The sequence below is a fragment of the Cryobacterium mannosilyticum genome (assembly GCF_004402705.1).
GTDB classification, from domain to species: domain Bacteria; phylum Actinomycetota; class Actinomycetes; order Actinomycetales; family Microbacteriaceae; genus Cryobacterium; species Cryobacterium mannosilyticum.
Window position 1 is genome coordinate 28,904 of record NZ_SOFM01000025.1, and the last position, 15,103, is coordinate 44,006.

Consider the following 15,103-nt stretch of genomic DNA (forward strand, 5'->3'; position numbering starts at 1 on the left):
GGGTCCCTCTTCCTGCTCAGGGGCGTGGGCGGTGTGGGTCGGGGAGGCTAGCGGAGGGCCGGCATGACCTCGCGCTCGAACAGCTCGATGCCCGAGCGGTCATAGGCCGCCTCGGGGAAGTAGTGGATGGCGTAGCCGAGGCCCCGCTCCTTCATCCCGCTCAGCCGCTCGACGATCTGCTCCGGCGTGCCGACTCCCTGCGCCTGACCGCTGCGGTACTCCGCCATGAAGTCCGCCGCGCCCGCGACGCCGAGATGGGGCGTGACCCGCGCCTCGATCACGTCGAGGCGGTCGGCCACCTCGGCCTCGGTCGCCGCGATCACGGTGTTGTAGTTGGCCGAGCGCGTGATGGCGGCGAAGTCCGTGCCCAGCACCCGGCAGTGTTCCTCGAGCAGGGCGCTCTTGTGGCTGAACCCCTCCGGGGACCCGTCGAAGTTGGTGTAATTCGCGTACTGCGCCGCGATGCGGAGCGTGACCTTCTCGCCGCCGCCCGCGATCCAGATCGGGATGCCGTCGTCCTGGAGCGGGAGCGGCCGCACGATCGCGCCGTCCACCTGGTAATGCGTGCCGTCGAGGGTGGCCGTTCCGGTCGTCCAGGCCTGCTTCATGATCTCGACGCCCTCCTCGAGCCGGGCGAGTCGTTCACCGGCCCGGGGGAACCCGTAGCCGTAGGCGCGCCACTCGTGCTCGTACCAGCCGGCCCCGATGCCCATCTCGACCCGGCCGCCGGAGATGATGTCGATGGTCGCGGCCACCTTGGCCAGGTAGGCCGGGTTGCGATAGCTCATGCAGGTGCACATCTGGCCGAGCCGCACCCGCTTCGTCGTGGCCGCGAAGGCGCTCATCAGGGTCCAGGCCTCATGCGTGGCCTCCTCGCTCGGCACCGGGACGGTGTGGAAGTGGTCGTACACCCAGATCGATTCCCAGTCGCCGGCGTCGGCGTGCGCGGCGAGGCCGCTCATCGCCGCCCACTGCTCGGCGGGGTCGATCCCGACCAGATCGTGACGCCAGCCCTGGGGTACAAACAGTCCGAATCGCATAGGTCGAGCCTAGGCGCAGTCGGGCCAGAGCCCGGTGACGGCCCGGGGTCGCGATGGCCAGGGCAAGCACTCCGGGGCCGCGATGTCCATACGCGCGCATGGGTTTCACAGGTAAAAGTGAGGATTCATCCAGTGCCGGCGTGCAGACTGACCACTTCGCCCGCCCGGCAATCCGGCCGCGGGTCCACCGACCCGGCGCCCCGGCCTCGTTTGCCCGCTGGCGCCGCCACCTGGAAGTCATGATCTCCCTCCTCCGCACCCTGTTCCGCCCGTCCGCCCGCGTGCCGTTCACACCGTCCTCCCGAAAGGCGCTCGCCGCCCGGCGGAAGCGCAGCCGCACCACGGTCGTGTCGGCCGCGGCCGCCCTGGCCCTCACCGGACTCATCGTCGGCGCCGCATCCTCCGCCCAGACAAGCGAGGCCGGCGCCGCGAGGATCGCGGCGACCACCGAGCTCTCCCAGAGCACCGGCCTCCGCCACGACCAGCTCGCCGTCCACCCCCAGACGGTGAAGGCGCACGCCGACGGGCGCGCGAAGAACACCCTCCGCGACGCCACCGTGGTGATGGCCTCGACCCGCGACAAGGTCGATGTCGGCCCGCTGGTGGCATCCGTCACGTCGCTCGCGAACTACCAGACCCTCGACCTCGACGCGGTCATCTCCCTGACCGGCCGGACCCGCACCATTGCGGCCACCGTGCAGGCCGCGGCGGCCGAAGCGGACCGGGCCGCCGCTGCGGCGGCCGCAACGGCAGCGGATGCCGCAGCCTCCGCGCTCGCCGCCGCCAACACTCCCGACGGGGCCCGCGCCACCGCGCGCGACCTCGCCGCCGCACGGTACGGCTGGGGCGAGTCCCAGTTCTCCTGCCTGACCCAGCTGTGGGCCAAGGAATCCGGCTGGTCGTACACGGCCCTCAATGAGGGCAGCGGCGCCACCGGCATCCCGCAGGCTCTGCCGGGCAACAAGATGGCCTCGGCCGGGCCGGACTGGCAGACCAACGCGAGCACCCAGATCAAGTGGGGCCTCGACTACATCAGCCGCGGCTACGGCACCCCGTGCTCGGCCTGGTCGCACTCTCAGGCGATGGACTGGTACTAGGCCGCCGGGCCGCGCCGTGTGGCCGCGCCCGTTTCCGCAGCCCGCTGCGGCGGGCGCGGGCGCGGGCTGCCGACACGGGCGCGGCGTCAACCCGAGCGGCGTCAGCGCCGGGGGTGCCGGTGCGACGGTGGACGTGGGAACATGGGCGGCATGGACCGCATCGACCCGACCCCGGCCGCCGACGAAGCAACGACGCTCGCCCAGTTCCTCGACTACCAGCGGGCGACCCTGCTCGGCAAGGCCGAGGGGCTGGATGCCGCGGGGCTGAGCCGGCGCCTCCCGCCGTCCACCCTCACCCTCGGCGGGCTGCTCAAACACCTCGCCCTGGTCGAGGAGCACTGGATCCAGGTGCGCTTCCTCGGCCGGCCGGAGCAGGAGCCCTGGGTCAGCGTCTCCTGGGAGGACGACCCCGACTGGGAGTTCCGCACCGCGGCCCAGGACGACTCCGAGGCGCTCCGGGAGCTCTATCGCACGGCCTGTGACCATAGCCGGGCGGCCGTCGCCGGCGTCGACCTCGGGGCCCTGTCGGCCGGCGTCAACCGGGCCGGCGAGCACTGGAGCCTGCGGTGGATCCTCGTGCACCTGATCGAGGAGACCGCACGCCACAACGGGCACGCCGACCTGCTCCGCGAGGCCGTGGACGGCACGGTCGGCGAGTAACCCGGCCGACCGGTCAGGTTCCGCCCTCGCGGGCGAGAGTGATCGCGGCCGCGTGCGCGCCGACGGCATCCAGATAGCGGCCGCCGGGCGGCCGGAGCGCCGGAGCATCGCCGAACCGGTAGACGAGCGGATGCCCGGTCGGCAGGTTGAGCCGGTGGATGGCGTGGTCGTCGAGCGCGTCGAGCACGGCGCAGTATGCCCGCAGGGAATTGCCGTGCGCGACGACGAGCACGACCTGGCCGGCGGTGAGCCGCGGCTCGATCCGTTCGGCGTGGAAGGCGACGACCCGGGTCATCACCTCGCTCAGCGACTCGGTGCGGGTGAGGGCCTCGGCGGGGAGCCGCCGGAACAGTGCCGACTCCCGCAGTGCGGCGAAGGCGGCGTCGCCCAGCGGCGGCGGCGCCGTGTGCACCGAGCGACGCCAGGCGAGGAACTGCTCCTGGCCGAACTCGGCCCGCACGTCCTCCTTCGACCGGCCGGTCAGGGCGCCGTAGTTGCGTTCGTTCACCCGCCAGTCCGCGGCGAGGACCTCCGGGCGGGAGGGCAGCTCCCCGGTCACGATCTCGGCGGTCTGCCTGGCCCGGTGCAACTCGGAACTGAAGACGGACTGCGGGGCGAGGCCCGCCGCGGCGAGCAGGGCCGCGGCGGACTGCGCCTCGTGGATCCCGCGCACCGACAGCGGGACATCCAGAACACCCGTGAACAGTCCGGCCGCATTCGCGGTGCTCTCGCCGTGACGGAGCAGGACCAGGATGCCGGCGTCTCGCACGGGTCACCAGCCTGTTCTCCGTCGCGGATGCCCGCGGGCCGGTCTCCCGGCAGCCGCGGCCGTCCTGGGCCGTTGTTCGGTTTCAGGCTACCGGTTAAGGCTCACGGTTTCGGGCTCACGGTCCCGCTGGCAGCGGGTGCGCGCCGGCACCCGGGTGCGCGCTCGCAGCGGGTGCGCGCCGGCCGGGGAGCGGTCAGAACCCGCCGAAGTCCCCGCCCCCGAAGTCGCCCCCGCCGAAGTCCCCGCCGCCGAAACCGCCGCCCGAGTCGCCGCCGAAGTCCCCACCGGAGGAGGCCGTGTCGGCGCCGGAGCTGTCGGCGCCGGCATCCGAGCCGGAGTCGCCCGAGGAGTCGCCACCGGCATCCGTGCCCCCGGAATCGCCCGGCAGGAACGCGCTCACCAGGGCGGACCCGATCACATAGCCGGCGACCGTGCCGAGGATGGTGCTGCCGACCATGCCGCCGAAGCCGAGCCCGCCCTGGCCCTGACCGCCGAAGCTGCGGGCGAGGGTGCCGGGCTGCCGGAGCTCCTGGCGGGTGGCGGCCTGAGCGAGCGTGGCCGGTTCGGCGTTCGCGGGTCGCTCGGCGGCGTCGGCGTTCTCGCTCAGCCGGCGGAAGAGCAGGTCGCGCTGCTCCTCGGTGAGTTTGCTGAACGCCTCGGTGTGCACCTGCTCGATCGTTTCGGGCGGGGCCGTGCGCAGCAGGTACTCGTAGCGTTCGACGGCGATCTCATCGTCGGTGCGTTTCGGTGCGGCCGGGCGGGCGGGTGAGCGCTCCGGCTCGTCGCGGCCGAGGAGGCGGTCGAGGAATCCCATGGTGTGCTCCTTCTGGCTGTCGGGATGACTGGCGGGCGCCGCATCGGGGCCGACGTCGACGTGGGTGGCAGTGCCGGTGGCGGCAGTGCCGGTGTCGTTGTCGGTGTCGGTGTCGGCAAGACTGGCAGGCGAGGCTGGGCGCGGGCTGGGCTTCTTCTCCCAGCCGGCCGAGCGCCCGGGTGCCCGCCTGGCCCAGCGCCCGGGTGCCCGCCTGGCCCAGCGCCCGGGTGCCCGCCTGGCCCAGCGCCCGGCCGGGCACCCGGCGTAGCATTCGATCGTCCGTCGACGCGCTTTCGCGCAGACCAGGAGGCAGCGTGCGCGGTGGTGAGGAGACCCTGCTCGGCATCGACCTGGGCACCAGCTCGGTCAAGGTCGCGCTCTTCGATGCGGACGGGCGGCGGCTGGCCGGCGCCCAGGCGGCGTACCCGCTCGACGCGCCGCACCCCGGCTGGGCCGAAACGAGCCCCGACGCCTGGTGGGCGGCCGTCTGCGCGGCCGTGCGGGAGGTGACGGCGGCTGCCGACCGTGACGTCGGCGCCGTCGGACTGTCCGGCCAGATGCACGGACTCGTGCTCGTCGACGGGCGCGGCGCGCCGGTGCGGCCCGCGATCACCTGGGCGGACACCCGGGCTGCAGGACTCCAGCCCGACTGGGCCCGGCTGGCCCCCACGGTGCTCGAGCGGCTCGGCAACCCGTTCAGCCCCGGAATGGCCGGCGTGCTCCTCGGCTGGCTCGCCCGGCATGAGCCGGCCACGCTACGGGCGGCAGTCGTCGCCCTGCAGCCCAAGGACTACCTCCGGCTGCGCCTCACCGGCATCGCGGCGACCGAGCACACCGATGCCTCCGCGACCCTGCTCTACGACCTGACCGGCCGGGCGTGGCTGACCGGCCTCGCCGCCGGCCTGGGCATCGACCCGGGGCTGCTCCCGCCGATCAACGAGGCCGCCGAGATCGCCGGGCCGCTGACAGCGGATGCCGCGGCCGACCTCGGCCTGCGGGCGGGTATCCCGGTGGCGCACGGCCTCGCCGACGCGGCCGCCGCGATGCTCGGCAGCGGGCTCGTGACTCCCGGCGCCGTGCAGCTGACCCTCGGCACGGGCGGCCAGTTCGTCACCCCGGTGGCCGCGCCCGCCCCGGCGGCCGAGCGGGGCATCCACTGCTTCGCGGCGGAGACCGGCTGGTACCGGATGGCGGCGATCCTCGGCGGCGGGCTCGCGCTGGACTGGGTGCGCCGCGTGCTCGGCTACGAGTGGCCGGAGTTCTACCACCTCGCCGGCCGGTCGATCGGCCCGGGCGCACCGCTCTTCCTGCCGCACCTGGTCGGGGAGCGCACGCCCTACCTCCGTCCGGACCTGCGCGGCGCCTGGGTGGGGCTCGACCTCGGCCATGACCGGTCCGACCTGGCCCTGGCGGCGCTCGAGGGGGTGGCGCTCGCGCTGCGCACGGCGCACACGGCGCTCGGCGCGCGGTCCGGCGGCGACCTCTGGCTCGCCGGCGGCGGCACGACCTCGCCGCCCTGGCGCGGGATGCTGGCCGACCACCTCGGCCGGGGGCTGGCCGCCGTGGAGGTGCCGGGGGCATCCGCTCGCGGGGCGGCGCTCGTCGCCGGACTGGCCGTCGGGCAGGTGGACCGGGCCGGGATCGCCGGGCCACTGGCCCCGGCGCGGCGGCACGTGGCCGATCCGCGGCCGGGCTCCGCCGCCCAGATTGAGGAGCGGGCCGCACTCTGGGCGGATGCCGTGCGGCGGAGCCTGGAGTGATCCTCTCGCCGTGATCGACCTTTTCGGTCCAGACCGACCGGCGTGCCGGTCGACCTCGACCGGAATGGCAGATCTCGGCGGGGTGGCGGGGTGGCGGGTGGCGGGGTGGCGGGGTGGCGGGTGGTCCGCAGGGAAAGTCTTGGGATGATGGAGCAATGACTCGAACCGTATCCGGAGCCCGCGTGCTGATCACCGGCGCAGCCATGGGCATGGGCCGCCTCTACGCCGAGCGGGCGGTGGCCGAGGGAGCCAAGGCCGTGATCCTCTGGGACCGCGACCCCGCGGCGCTGGCGGTCACCGCCGCCATCCTGAACGAACGTTCGGATGGCCGCAGCCAGGTGGCGCCGTACGTCGTCGACATCGCCGACCTGGGAGCGATCGCCCAGGCGGCCCAGCGGGTGCGGATGGAGGTCGGCAACCCCGACATCGTCATCAACAATGCCGGCATCGTGCGCGGCTCCTACTTCTGGGAACATGACAACGGCGACGACACCCGGCCGACCATGCAGGTCAACGCCCTCGCCCCCATGTACATCACGCGTGAGTTCCTGCCCGCGATGATCGAGGGAACCGGCCGCGAATCGCGCATCGTCAACATCGCGTCGGCCGCGGGGATGCTATCCACTCCCCGGATGAGCGTCTACGCCGCGTCGAAGGCCGCGCTGATCGGCTGGAGCGACTCCCTCCGCCTCGAGCTCACCCAGCAGGGCCACGGCCAGGTGAAGGTCACCACTGTCTGCCCGAGTTACATCTCCACCGGCATGTTCGAGGGTGCCCGCGGCCCCCTGTTCACCCCGCTGATGACGCCCGAGCATGTCGTCGACCGGGTGTGGCGGGCCATGCTCGCGGGCCGTCCGAGGCTCCTGATGCCGTGGACGGTCGGCCTGTCCAGCGCGGTGCGGGGCCTGCTCCCCCTGCCGACGTGGGACCTGGTCGCCGGCCGGGTCTTCGGCGTGTACCGGTCGATGGACGCCTTCACCGGCCGACGCTGACCTGCCCGCCCCGCCGCATCCGTCGCCCGCCCGCTGAGATGCGGACAATGCACCTTCGTGGCGCGGGAGGGTGCTTTTTCCGCAACGCACCAACAACGCGCCGGCGCCGGCGTGCCCCGAACTGGGGTCCTCATTTATGAGGACAACGGGGTGGTCTTCGCCTACGTTGAAGGTGCGCCCCCGGACGAGCTCACAACCGTCGGCCGGAGGAAAGGCACACCCGTCGCGAGGCGGGGTCGCAAAGGCACGGGGCCTCATGGTCAGCCGGCCCACCGGGAACAGGAACCAGATCGATGAACACAGTGACCGACGGCCCCGCCGTCCGCACGGGTGGGTCGGGAATCTTCACGCGGCCCACGGGCATTGCGGATGGCGCCCGCTGGCTCTTCCTCTGGCTGGCCGTCGTCTCCGTGGTCCTGGCCCTCCCCGGGGTGCTGCTCACGGCGCGCGGCGGGCTGCTGGCCCTGGGCCTCGCCGGCGGTGCCGTGCTCGTCTCCTCGCTCACCACCGGCTTCGTGCGCCGGCGCATCCCCCTGGGCGTCGACCTGATCGACGCGCTGGCGATGATGGCATTCGCCCTGGCGTCGCCGAAGGCGTCGGCCGTGGTCATGGTCATGTTCGGCGCCCTCTGGTTCCGGTCGCTGTACGGCTCCGGCGCGCAGGCCCTGCTGCGGGTCAGCCTGTTCGCCGCGGCCCTCGGCTCGCTCTACGCGGTGTGGCCGCTGCTGCGGGAGGACAGGATCGGGACCGACTTCGGCGCGTTCCTCGGCGTTCTCCCCACCATGTTCTTCACCGTGCTGATCGCCCGCCAGCTGGGCAAGTCCCTCGCCGCCCGGGAGCAGAGCATGGGGCGCGACCGCGTGCTCGCCGCGACCGGCTCCCAGCTGCTCGGCGCCACCAGCACGGCCGCGATCCTGGCCCTGGGCTGGTCGGCCTCGGCCGAGTTCTGCGCGGCGACTCCCGGGCTCCGGCTCGTCCTGCTCGCACCGGACGGGCGCACCCTGCGGGTCGCGGGCACGGCCGGCAACTTCCGGAACGTCCCCGGCCGGCTCCCCGGCGAGGTCCTGTTCACCCGGCCCGGGACATCCGTCGCCCGCATCCTCGACCCCGCGCCGCTGAACGCCGCGGTCGGCGAGCCGCTGATGTGGGAGTGCCTCGAATTCGAGGGGCGGGACGAGCGGAGCTGGCTGCTGGTCGGCGCGCCGGGCAGGATCCCCGCCGAGGCGATCCTCTCCGTGCGGGGCCTGGCCGGCCAGGTCGCGCTCGCCATCCGCAACAGCCACGCGCACGAGGAGCTCTCGGCGCAGGCCCGCACCGACTCGCTGACCGGCCTGCACAACCGCGCCTCGCTGCTCGCTGGACTCTCCGCCGGCCTGGCCGGCGGCGACGATCCGGCCGGGTTGCAGGTGCTCTTCCTCGACCTGGACGACTTCAAGGACGTGAACGACGAGCTCGGGCACCGGGCCGGCGACATCGTGCTGGTCGAGGTCGCCGCCAGGCTGCGCGCCTCGGTGCGCCCGACCGACGTCTGCGCGCGGCTCGGCGGAGACGAATTCGCGGTGCTCCTGCACGGCACCGGCCTGGCCGAGGCCACCGAGATCGCCCAGCGAATCGTCGACGCCGTGGCAGAACCGTTCCTGGTCGGCGCCGAGTCGATGCGGGTCGGCGCCAGCATCGGCATCGCGACGCCCGCCGCCGGAGTCGGCATCGAAGAGCTTGTGCACCAGGCCGACGTGGCGATGTACGCCGCCAAGGCGAAGGGAAAGGGCCGGGTCGAGCCATTCACCCCCGGCCTCCTGACCGCGGATCGGTACCACACCGTCCACGCCTGACTCGGCGCCGCGGACCCGACCGCGGTGCCCGGAGCGGGGCGCGGGGCCCGCTCCGCCGGCCCCGACAGGACGAGGTTGACGGATGCTCACTCAGCGTCGTAGTATGGAATCGTTTCCATGGAAACGATTCCATATAACACGACGAGGTGACACCCGATGGTTGCGATCACGATCAAGGACGTGGCGGCGCTCGCCGGCGTCTCCGTGGCCACGGCCTCGCGGGTGCTCTCCGGCAACCCGGCCACCTCACCGGACTCCCGGGCGCGGGTCGCCGCGGCCGTCACGGAACTCGACTACCGGCCCAACGCCCAGGCCCGCGCCCTGCGCTCGACCCGGTCGGACTCGATCGGCCTGCTCGTCTCGGACGTGCGCAACCCCTTCTTCGCCGACCTGGCCCACACGGTGGAGCAGGCCGCCCTGGCCGCCGGCTACGTCACCCTGCTCGGCAACGCCAATGAGCGCAAGGAACAGCAGGACCGCTACCTCGACACGCTGATCTCCCGCCGGGTGGACGGCATCATCGTGGCCCCCCTCGGCGACGGCAGCGGCAGCATCCGTTCGCTCATCACCCGGGAGATCCCCACCGTCTTCGTCGACCGCACCGTGGACGGCCTCGACATCCCGAGCGTGACCACCGACAGTGAGGCCGGCATCCGGCAGGCCGTCCACCATCTCGCGGCGGCCGGGCACACTCGGATCGGCTACATCTCCGGGCCGCAGGCCACCTCCACCGGCCGGGACCGGTTCGCCGCGTTCACCCGGGCGATCGCCGCCGCCGGACTCAGCCAGGATCCCGAACTCGTCTACTTCGGCGACTATCAGGCGGCCAGCGGCTCGGCCGGCGTGCACGCCCTACTCCAGCTGCGCGAGCCGCCGACGGCCCTGCTCGCCGCCGACAGCCTGATGGCCGTCGGGGCGATCGCCATCCTGCACAAGCTCGGCCGCCGGATCGGCGCCGACATCGCGCTGATCGCCTTCGACGACATCGAATGGTTCGCCCTGCTCAACCCCGCGCTGAGCGTGATCTCGCACAGCGTCGAGGAGATGGGCCGGATCGCCGTGGACATGCTGCTCCAGGTCATCGACGGCGGAAAGCCGGAGTCGGTGGTGCTGCCCAGCGAACTGATCGTGCGCGCCTCGTCGTCTACCCCCACCTCACCCGCATCCGGGCCCAGCCTAAGGACGAACTGAAATGAGCCAACAACCACTCGTCACCCTGCAGAACGTGGGCAAGACGTTCGGCCCGGTCACGGTCATCAAGGACGTCACCGTGAGCGTCTACGCCGGCAAGGTGCAGGTGCTGCTCGGTGAGAACGGCGCCGGCAAGTCGACCCTGATCAAGATGATGGCCGGCGTCTACCAGCCCGATGCCGGCCGGATCGTCGTCGACGGCAAGACCGTCACACTGCCGACCACCCGCGCCGCCGAAGAGCTCGGCATCGCCACCATCCACCAGGAACTCAATCTGGTGCCCACCATGAGCATCGCCGAGAACGTGATGCTGGGGCGGATGCCGACCAGGCACGGCATGGTCGACCGCAGCGCCCTCCGCAACCGGGCGCGCGCCGCCCTCAACCTGATCGGCCTCGACATCGACGTCGACACCCTGGTCGGCGAGCTCGGCATCGCCCGGCAGCAGCTCGTCGAGATCGCCAAGGCGCTCAGCATCAATGCCCGCATCCTCATCCTGGACGAGCCGACCGCGGCACTGACCCGGCACGAGACCGAGAGCCTGTTCGCCGTGATGGCCGACCTGCGCAGCCGCGGCGTCGGGATGCTCTTCATCAGCCACCACCTCGACGAGATCGCCGAGGTCGGCGACACCGTGACCGTGCTCCGCGACGGCGAGTTCGTCGCCGAGGTGCCGGCCTCCACCCCGGAGGACGAACTCGTCAAGCTGATGGTCGGCCGGAGCATCGAGGACCAGTACCCCCGCAACACCGGCGCCGAGACCCAGCCGGCCGAGACCCAGCCGGCCGAGATCCTTGCCGTCGAGCACCTAAGCTCGACCGGGCGGTTCTCCGACATCACCTTCACCGTGCGCGCCGGCGAGGTGCTCGGCATCGCCGGCCTGGTCGGAGCGGGCCGCACCGAGCTGATCCGCGCCATCGCCGGCGCCGACCACTACGACTCCGGCACCGTCACCGTGCGCGGCCAGGCGCTGCCCAAGGGCAACATCCAGGCGGCGATCAAGGCCGGCATCGGGCACGTCCCCGAGGACCGCAAGGGGCAGGGCCTCGTGACGGGCGCCTCGGTCAACGACAACCTCGGCTACGCCACCCTCGCCTCCACCGCCCGGCTCGGCCTGGCCGACTTCGCCGGCCAGCGCAGCCGGGCGCAGGCGGTCGCGACGAAACTGCGCATCCGGATGCACACCATCGACCAGGCGGTCGGCGCCCTCTCCGGCGGCAATCAGCAGAAGGCCGTCTTCGGCCGTTGGATCATCGCCGCCTCCACTGTGCTCCTGCTCGACGAACCCACCCGTGGAGTCGACGTCGGCGCGAAGGTCGAGATCTACGAGCTGATGAACGCGATCACCGCGGCCGGCGGCGCGATCGTCATGGTCTCCAGCGAACTTCCCGAGATCCTCGGGATGAGCGACCGCATCCTCGTGATGCGCGACGGCAAGCTGGCCGGCGAACTCACCACGGCCGAGGCCACCCAGGACGCAGTAATGACACTCGCCGCCCGCGATGTCGACGAGAAGAACTGAAAGAAAAGGGATCCACGCATGTCAACGACAACCCAGCCCGCAACGAGGCGCGGCTTCAACTACAAGAAGTTTCTCGCCAACAACGGTGCCCTGGTCGGCCTCGTCGTGCTCTGCATCGCGTTGTTCATCGCGACCCCCGACTTCCTGACCGGGCAGAACCTGCTCAACATCGGCATCCAGGTCTCCACGGTGGCTGTGCTGGCCTTCGGCATGACGTTCGTCATCGTCGCCGGCGGGATCGACCTGTCGGTCGGCGCCGTCGCGGCCCTCTCGGCGATGGTGTCGAGCTGGCTGTTCGTCAGCGCCGGCCTGCCGGGCTGGCTCGCCCTCGTCGGCGGACTCGTCGCCGGTCTGCTCGCCGGAGTGGTCAACGGCCTCGCCAACGCCTACGGCAAGCTGCCCAGCTTCATCGCCACCCTCGCCATGCTCAGCGTCGCCCGCGGACTGACCCTGGTCATCTCCGACGGCCGCCCGATCAAGACGCCCGCCGAGGTCTCCTTCCTGGGCGGAAACCTGGGTCCCGTGCCGATGCCCATCGTGGTGCTCCTGGTGGCCGCCCTGGTCGCGTCATTCCTGCTCAACCGCACCGTGATCGGCCGCTCGATGTACGCCGTCGGCGGCAACGCCGAGGCCGCGCGCCTGTCCGGACTGCCGGTCAAGCGCATCCTCGTCACCGTGTTCGCGCTCGCCGGGCTCTTCGCGGCGCTCGCCGGGCTGCTGCTGGCCGGCCGCCTCGACTCCGCCCAGCCCCAGGCCGCGGCGGGCTACGAACTCGACGCCATCGCCGCGGTCGTCATCGGCGGCGCCTCGCTCTCCGGCGGGCTCGGCAAGATCTCGGGCACCTTCGTCGGCGCCCTGGTGCTCGTGGTCATCCGCAACGGCCTCAACCTGCTCAACGTCACGTCGTTCTGGCAGCAGGTCGTGATCGGCCTCGTGATCGCCCTCGCCGTCGGCGTCGACGTGCTGCGCCGCAAGACCCGCAGCAGCTGAGTCGTCCCGCTCCCTCCCTCACATCACCACCCCGCTCCACCAACAAAGGAAAAACAATGAAGTCCTCCTCATTCCGCAAGATCGCCGCACTGACCGCCACCGCGGCCCTGATCCTCACGGGCACGACCGCCTGCGGCCGGGGCGGCGGAGACGCGGCCGGCAGCACCAAGATCGTGATGGCCATCTCCACCCTGAACAACCCGTTCTTCGTCGAGCTGCGCGACGGCGCCCAGGCGGCCGCGAAGACCGCCGGCGTGCAGTTGAACATCGTCGACGCCCAGAACGACTCGGCCACCCAGGCCAACCAGCTGGCCACCGCGGCCGCCGGCGCCACCAAGGCCGTCATCGTCAACCCGGTCGACTCGGATGCCGCGGCCTCCGCCGTCAAGGCGCTGACCAAGGCCAACATCCCGGTCATCGCCGTCGACCGCACCGTCAACGGCGCCGAGCTGACCTCCCTCGTCGCCAGCGACAACGTCGCCGGCGGACGCCAGGCCGCCGACGAGCTCGCCAAGTCGATGGGCGAGAAGGGCAGCGTCATCGCCCTGCAGGGCGTCTCCGGCACCTCCGCCAGCCGTGACCGCGGCGCCGGGTTCGCGGAGGGCATGAAGGCCTACCCGAACATCACGGTCGTCGCCAAGCAGACCGCGAACTTCGACCGCGCCGCCGCCCTCGACGTGACCACGAACCTGATGCAGGCGCACCCCGAGGTGACCGGTCTGTTCGCCGAGAACGATGAGATGGCTCTCGGCGCAGTCCAGGCTCTCGGCTCTCGCGCCGGCACGGACGTCATGGTTGTCGGCTTCGACGGCACCGCAGACGGCCTCGCCGCCATCCAGAAGGGCACCCTCGTCGCGACCATCGCGCAGCAGCCCGCCGAACTGGGCAAGCTCGCCGTCGAACTCGCCGTGAAAGCCATCAAGGGCACCAAGGTCGACAAGACCGTCCCCGTCGAGGTCGTCTCCGTCACGAAGACGAACGTGGGCGACTTCGCCAAGTGATCCCCTCCACAGCGTCAGTGGTCGTCGTCGGATCGATCAACGTCGACCAGCTGATCACCATCGAACGCCACCCACTGCCCGGTGAGACCCTGATCGGGAAGTCGATGGAGTTCCTCCCCGGCGGAAAGGGCGCCAACCAGGCCGTCGCCGCCGCCCAGCTGGGCGCCGCCGTGAGCCTGGTCGGCGCCGTCGGCCGGGACGCGCAGGCCCAGGTCGCCACCGCGATCCTCACCCGTGCGGGCGTCGGCCTGTCGGCGGTTCACACCGTCGACGGGCCGACCGGCCTCGCCCTGGTGACCGTGGCCGACGACGCGGAGAACACCATCGTCGTCATCCCCGGAGCCAACGCGCGGATGGGCGCGGATGCCGTCACAGCCGGCTCGAGCGACATCGCCGCGGCCGCCGTGGTCGTGCTGCAGGGCGAGATCCCGGCCGACGGGATCGACACCGCTGCCCGGCTCGCCACGGGACGGGTGGTGCTGAACCTGGCGCCGGTCATCCCCGTGGCCGCCGAGACGATCCGGCGCGCCGATCCCCTCGTCGTCAACGAGCACGAGGCTGCCCTCGTGCTCGCCCAGGTCGACCCCGGTGCGGGAATCCCCGCGACGGACGAAGACCTGGTGGCCCGTCTCCGCGCCTGGGGTGTGGCATCGGTGGTGCTCACCCGCGGCGCGAAGGGGGCGATCTGCTCCGACGCGAGCGGCACGACCAGCGTGCCGTCGCCGGTGGTGTCCGCGGTGGACTCCTCCGGCGCCGGCGACGCTTTCGTCGGGGCGCTGAGCGCCCGGCTCGCGGCCGGAGCCTCGCTGCTGGACGCGGCACGCTTCGCCGTGCGCGTCGGCGCGTTCGCGGTGCAGGGACGTGGCACCCAGACGTCGTACCCGACCCTGGCCGACACCCTGCCGGAGGTGCTCGCGTGAAGCGCGGGGGCATCCTGAACGCCGAGCTGTCGGGGGCCATCGCCCGGCTCGGGCACACCGACCTGGTGCTGCTCGCGGACTGCGGGATGCCCATCCCGCGCGGCGTGCCGGTGATCGACCTGGCCCTCGTGCACGGCGTGCCGCGGTTCGAACAGGTGCTCGACGCGCTGCTCGGCGAGCTGGTCGTGCAGCACGCCATCGCGGCCGACGAGGCGCAGGGGGCCCCGGCCGGGGCCTGGCTGGCCGACCGGTTCGACGAGATCGAGTACATCAGCCACGAGGAGCTGAAGGACCTCTCCGCCTCGGCGAAGTTGTTCATCCGCACCGGCGAGGCCACCCCGTTCGCCAACGCGGCGCTGGTCTGCGGCGTCTCGTTCTGACGCTCGCGGCTCAGGTTGGGGAAGGCGGCTCAGGTTGGAGAGCCTGTTGATTATTGGAGGCTGGCGATCCGAGGCCAGCGCTCAGTCCCATGTCGGATGTCGATGGGCTGGTGTCGGCGCGGGCGATCGGGCGCT

The 15,103-nt window shown here is 72.1% G+C and carries 15 protein-coding genes and 1 riboswitch; of the genes, 12 read left to right on the plus strand and 3 right to left on the minus strand.

What is annotated here, in order from left to right; all coding sequences use genetic code 11:
* Positions 1-47: 47 nt before the first annotated feature.
* On the minus strand, positions 48-1,040 hold the full coding sequence (locus E3O32_RS09155; RefSeq protein ID WP_134508785.1) for an LLM class F420-dependent oxidoreductase: 993 nt from the start codon (positions 1,038-1,040) through the stop codon (positions 48-50).
* Between the two features lie 239 nt (positions 1,041-1,279).
* Here E3O32_RS09155 and E3O32_RS09160 point away from each other — a divergent pair, with 239 nt between their 5' ends.
* Both E3O32_RS09160 and E3O32_RS09165 read left to right on the plus strand, forming a co-directional pair.
* A complete protein-coding gene (locus E3O32_RS09160; protein WP_134508787.1) occupies positions 1,280-2,137 on the plus strand; it encodes an aggregation-promoting factor C-terminal-like domain-containing protein in 858 nt (285 codons plus the stop codon).
* A 150-nt stretch (positions 2,138-2,287) separates the two neighbouring features.
* Positions 2,288-2,797 carry a DinB family protein gene (locus E3O32_RS09165; RefSeq protein ID WP_338145192.1) on the plus strand — a complete coding sequence of 170 codons (510 nt, stop codon included), beginning with the start codon at positions 2,288-2,290 and terminating at the stop codon, positions 2,795-2,797.
* A gap of 13 nt (positions 2,798-2,810) precedes the next feature.
* Here the strand turns inward: E3O32_RS09165 and E3O32_RS09170 are convergent, their stop codons facing one another.
* Both E3O32_RS09170 and E3O32_RS09175 read right to left on the minus strand, forming a co-directional pair.
* The gene (locus E3O32_RS09170; RefSeq protein WP_134508791.1) at positions 2,811-3,566 is read right to left on the minus strand and encodes a 2,3-bisphosphoglycerate-dependent phosphoglycerate mutase; all 756 of its coding nucleotides are present in this window, start codon (positions 3,564-3,566) and stop codon (positions 2,811-2,813) included.
* A 193-nt stretch (positions 3,567-3,759) separates the two neighbouring features.
* Entirely contained in the window at positions 3,760-4,380 is a 621-nt protein-coding gene (locus E3O32_RS09175; protein ID WP_134508793.1) for a hypothetical protein, read from the minus strand.
* 76 nt (positions 4,381-4,456) lie between these two features.
* On the opposite strand from E3O32_RS09175, the gene E3O32_RS17250 reads away from it, so the two are divergent.
* The 10 genes from E3O32_RS17250 (at position 4,457) to rbsD (ending at position 14,968) form a co-directional block, all read left to right on the plus strand.
* Positions 4,457-4,648, plus strand: coding sequence for a hypothetical protein (locus tag E3O32_RS17250; RefSeq protein WP_166790811.1), 192 nt, complete (start codon positions 4,457-4,459; stop codon positions 4,646-4,648).
* A gap of 46 nt (positions 4,649-4,694) precedes the next feature.
* Entirely contained in the window at positions 4,695-6,140 is a 1,446-nt protein-coding gene (locus tag E3O32_RS09180; protein WP_166790812.1) for a xylulokinase, read from the plus strand.
* 155 nt (positions 6,141-6,295) lie between these two features.
* The gene (locus E3O32_RS09185) at positions 6,296-7,132 is read left to right on the plus strand and encodes an SDR family oxidoreductase (protein ID WP_134508797.1); all 837 of its coding nucleotides are present in this window, start codon (positions 6,296-6,298) and stop codon (positions 7,130-7,132) included.
* 203 nt (positions 7,133-7,335) lie between these two features.
* Positions 7,336-7,409, plus strand: a riboswitch (cyclic di-GMP riboswitch).
* 16 nt (positions 7,410-7,425) lie between these two features.
* A complete protein-coding gene (locus E3O32_RS09190) occupies positions 7,426-8,964 on the plus strand; it encodes a GGDEF domain-containing protein (RefSeq protein ID WP_134508799.1) in 1,539 nt (512 codons plus the stop codon).
* Positions 8,965-9,120: 156 nt separating this feature from the next.
* Positions 9,121-10,155: a LacI family DNA-binding transcriptional regulator gene (locus E3O32_RS09195; RefSeq protein WP_134508801.1), complete on the plus strand. Its 1,035-nt coding sequence runs from the start codon at positions 9,121-9,123 to the stop codon at positions 10,153-10,155.
* Position 10,156: 1 nt separating this feature from the next.
* Positions 10,157-11,677 (plus strand): sugar ABC transporter ATP-binding protein, encoded by a 1,521-nt coding sequence (locus tag E3O32_RS09200; protein WP_134508802.1) that lies wholly within the window; start codon positions 10,157-10,159, stop codon positions 11,675-11,677.
* A gap of 18 nt (positions 11,678-11,695) precedes the next feature.
* Positions 11,696-12,667 carry an ABC transporter permease gene (locus E3O32_RS09205; RefSeq protein ID WP_134508804.1) on the plus strand — a complete coding sequence of 324 codons (972 nt, stop codon included), beginning with the start codon at positions 11,696-11,698 and terminating at the stop codon, positions 12,665-12,667.
* A 56-nt stretch (positions 12,668-12,723) separates the two neighbouring features.
* Complete coding sequence (locus tag E3O32_RS09210) at positions 12,724-13,668, plus strand: substrate-binding domain-containing protein (protein ID WP_134508805.1); 945 nt, start codon at positions 12,724-12,726, stop codon at positions 13,666-13,668.
* Positions 13,665-14,588: a ribokinase gene (locus tag E3O32_RS09215; protein ID WP_134508807.1), complete on the plus strand. Its 924-nt coding sequence runs from the start codon at positions 13,665-13,667 to the stop codon at positions 14,586-14,588. Before E3O32_RS09210 ends, E3O32_RS09215 begins: the two co-directional genes overlap by 4 nt.
* Positions 14,585-14,968 (plus strand): D-ribose pyranase, encoded by a 384-nt coding sequence (rbsD, locus tag E3O32_RS09220; protein ID WP_134508809.1) that lies wholly within the window; start codon positions 14,585-14,587, stop codon positions 14,966-14,968. The genes E3O32_RS09215 and rbsD overlap by 4 nt, the downstream gene beginning before the upstream one ends.
* Positions 14,969-15,103: the final 135 nt, after the last annotated feature.

Coding starts and splice junctions, on each gene's coding strand:
- E3O32_RS09185 (WP_134508797.1), top strand. CDS start 6,296: ATGACTCGAACCGTATCCGGAGCCCGCGTGCTGATCACCGGCGCAGCC.
- E3O32_RS09195 (WP_134508801.1), top strand. CDS start 9,121: ATGGTTGCGATCACGATCAAGGACGTGGCGGCGCTCGCCGGCGTCTCC.
- E3O32_RS09165 (WP_338145192.1), top strand. CDS start 2,288: ATGGACCGCATCGACCCGACCCCGGCCGCCGACGAAGCAACGACGCTC.
- E3O32_RS09205 (WP_134508804.1), top strand. CDS start 11,696: ATGTCAACGACAACCCAGCCCGCAACGAGGCGCGGCTTCAACTACAAG.
- E3O32_RS09155 (WP_134508785.1), bottom strand. CDS start 1,040: ATGCGATTCGGACTGTTTGTACCCCAGGGCTGGCGTCACGATCTGGTC.
- E3O32_RS09210 (WP_134508805.1), top strand. CDS start 12,724: ATGAAGTCCTCCTCATTCCGCAAGATCGCCGCACTGACCGCCACCGCG.
- E3O32_RS09190 (WP_134508799.1), top strand. CDS start 7,426: ATGAACACAGTGACCGACGGCCCCGCCGTCCGCACGGGTGGGTCGGGA.
- E3O32_RS09175 (WP_134508793.1), bottom strand. CDS start 4,380: ATGGGATTCCTCGACCGCCTCCTCGGCCGCGACGAGCCGGAGCGCTCA.
- E3O32_RS09200 (WP_134508802.1), top strand. CDS start 10,157: ATGAGCCAACAACCACTCGTCACCCTGCAGAACGTGGGCAAGACGTTC.
- E3O32_RS09160 (WP_134508787.1), top strand. CDS start 1,280: ATGATCTCCCTCCTCCGCACCCTGTTCCGCCCGTCCGCCCGCGTGCCG.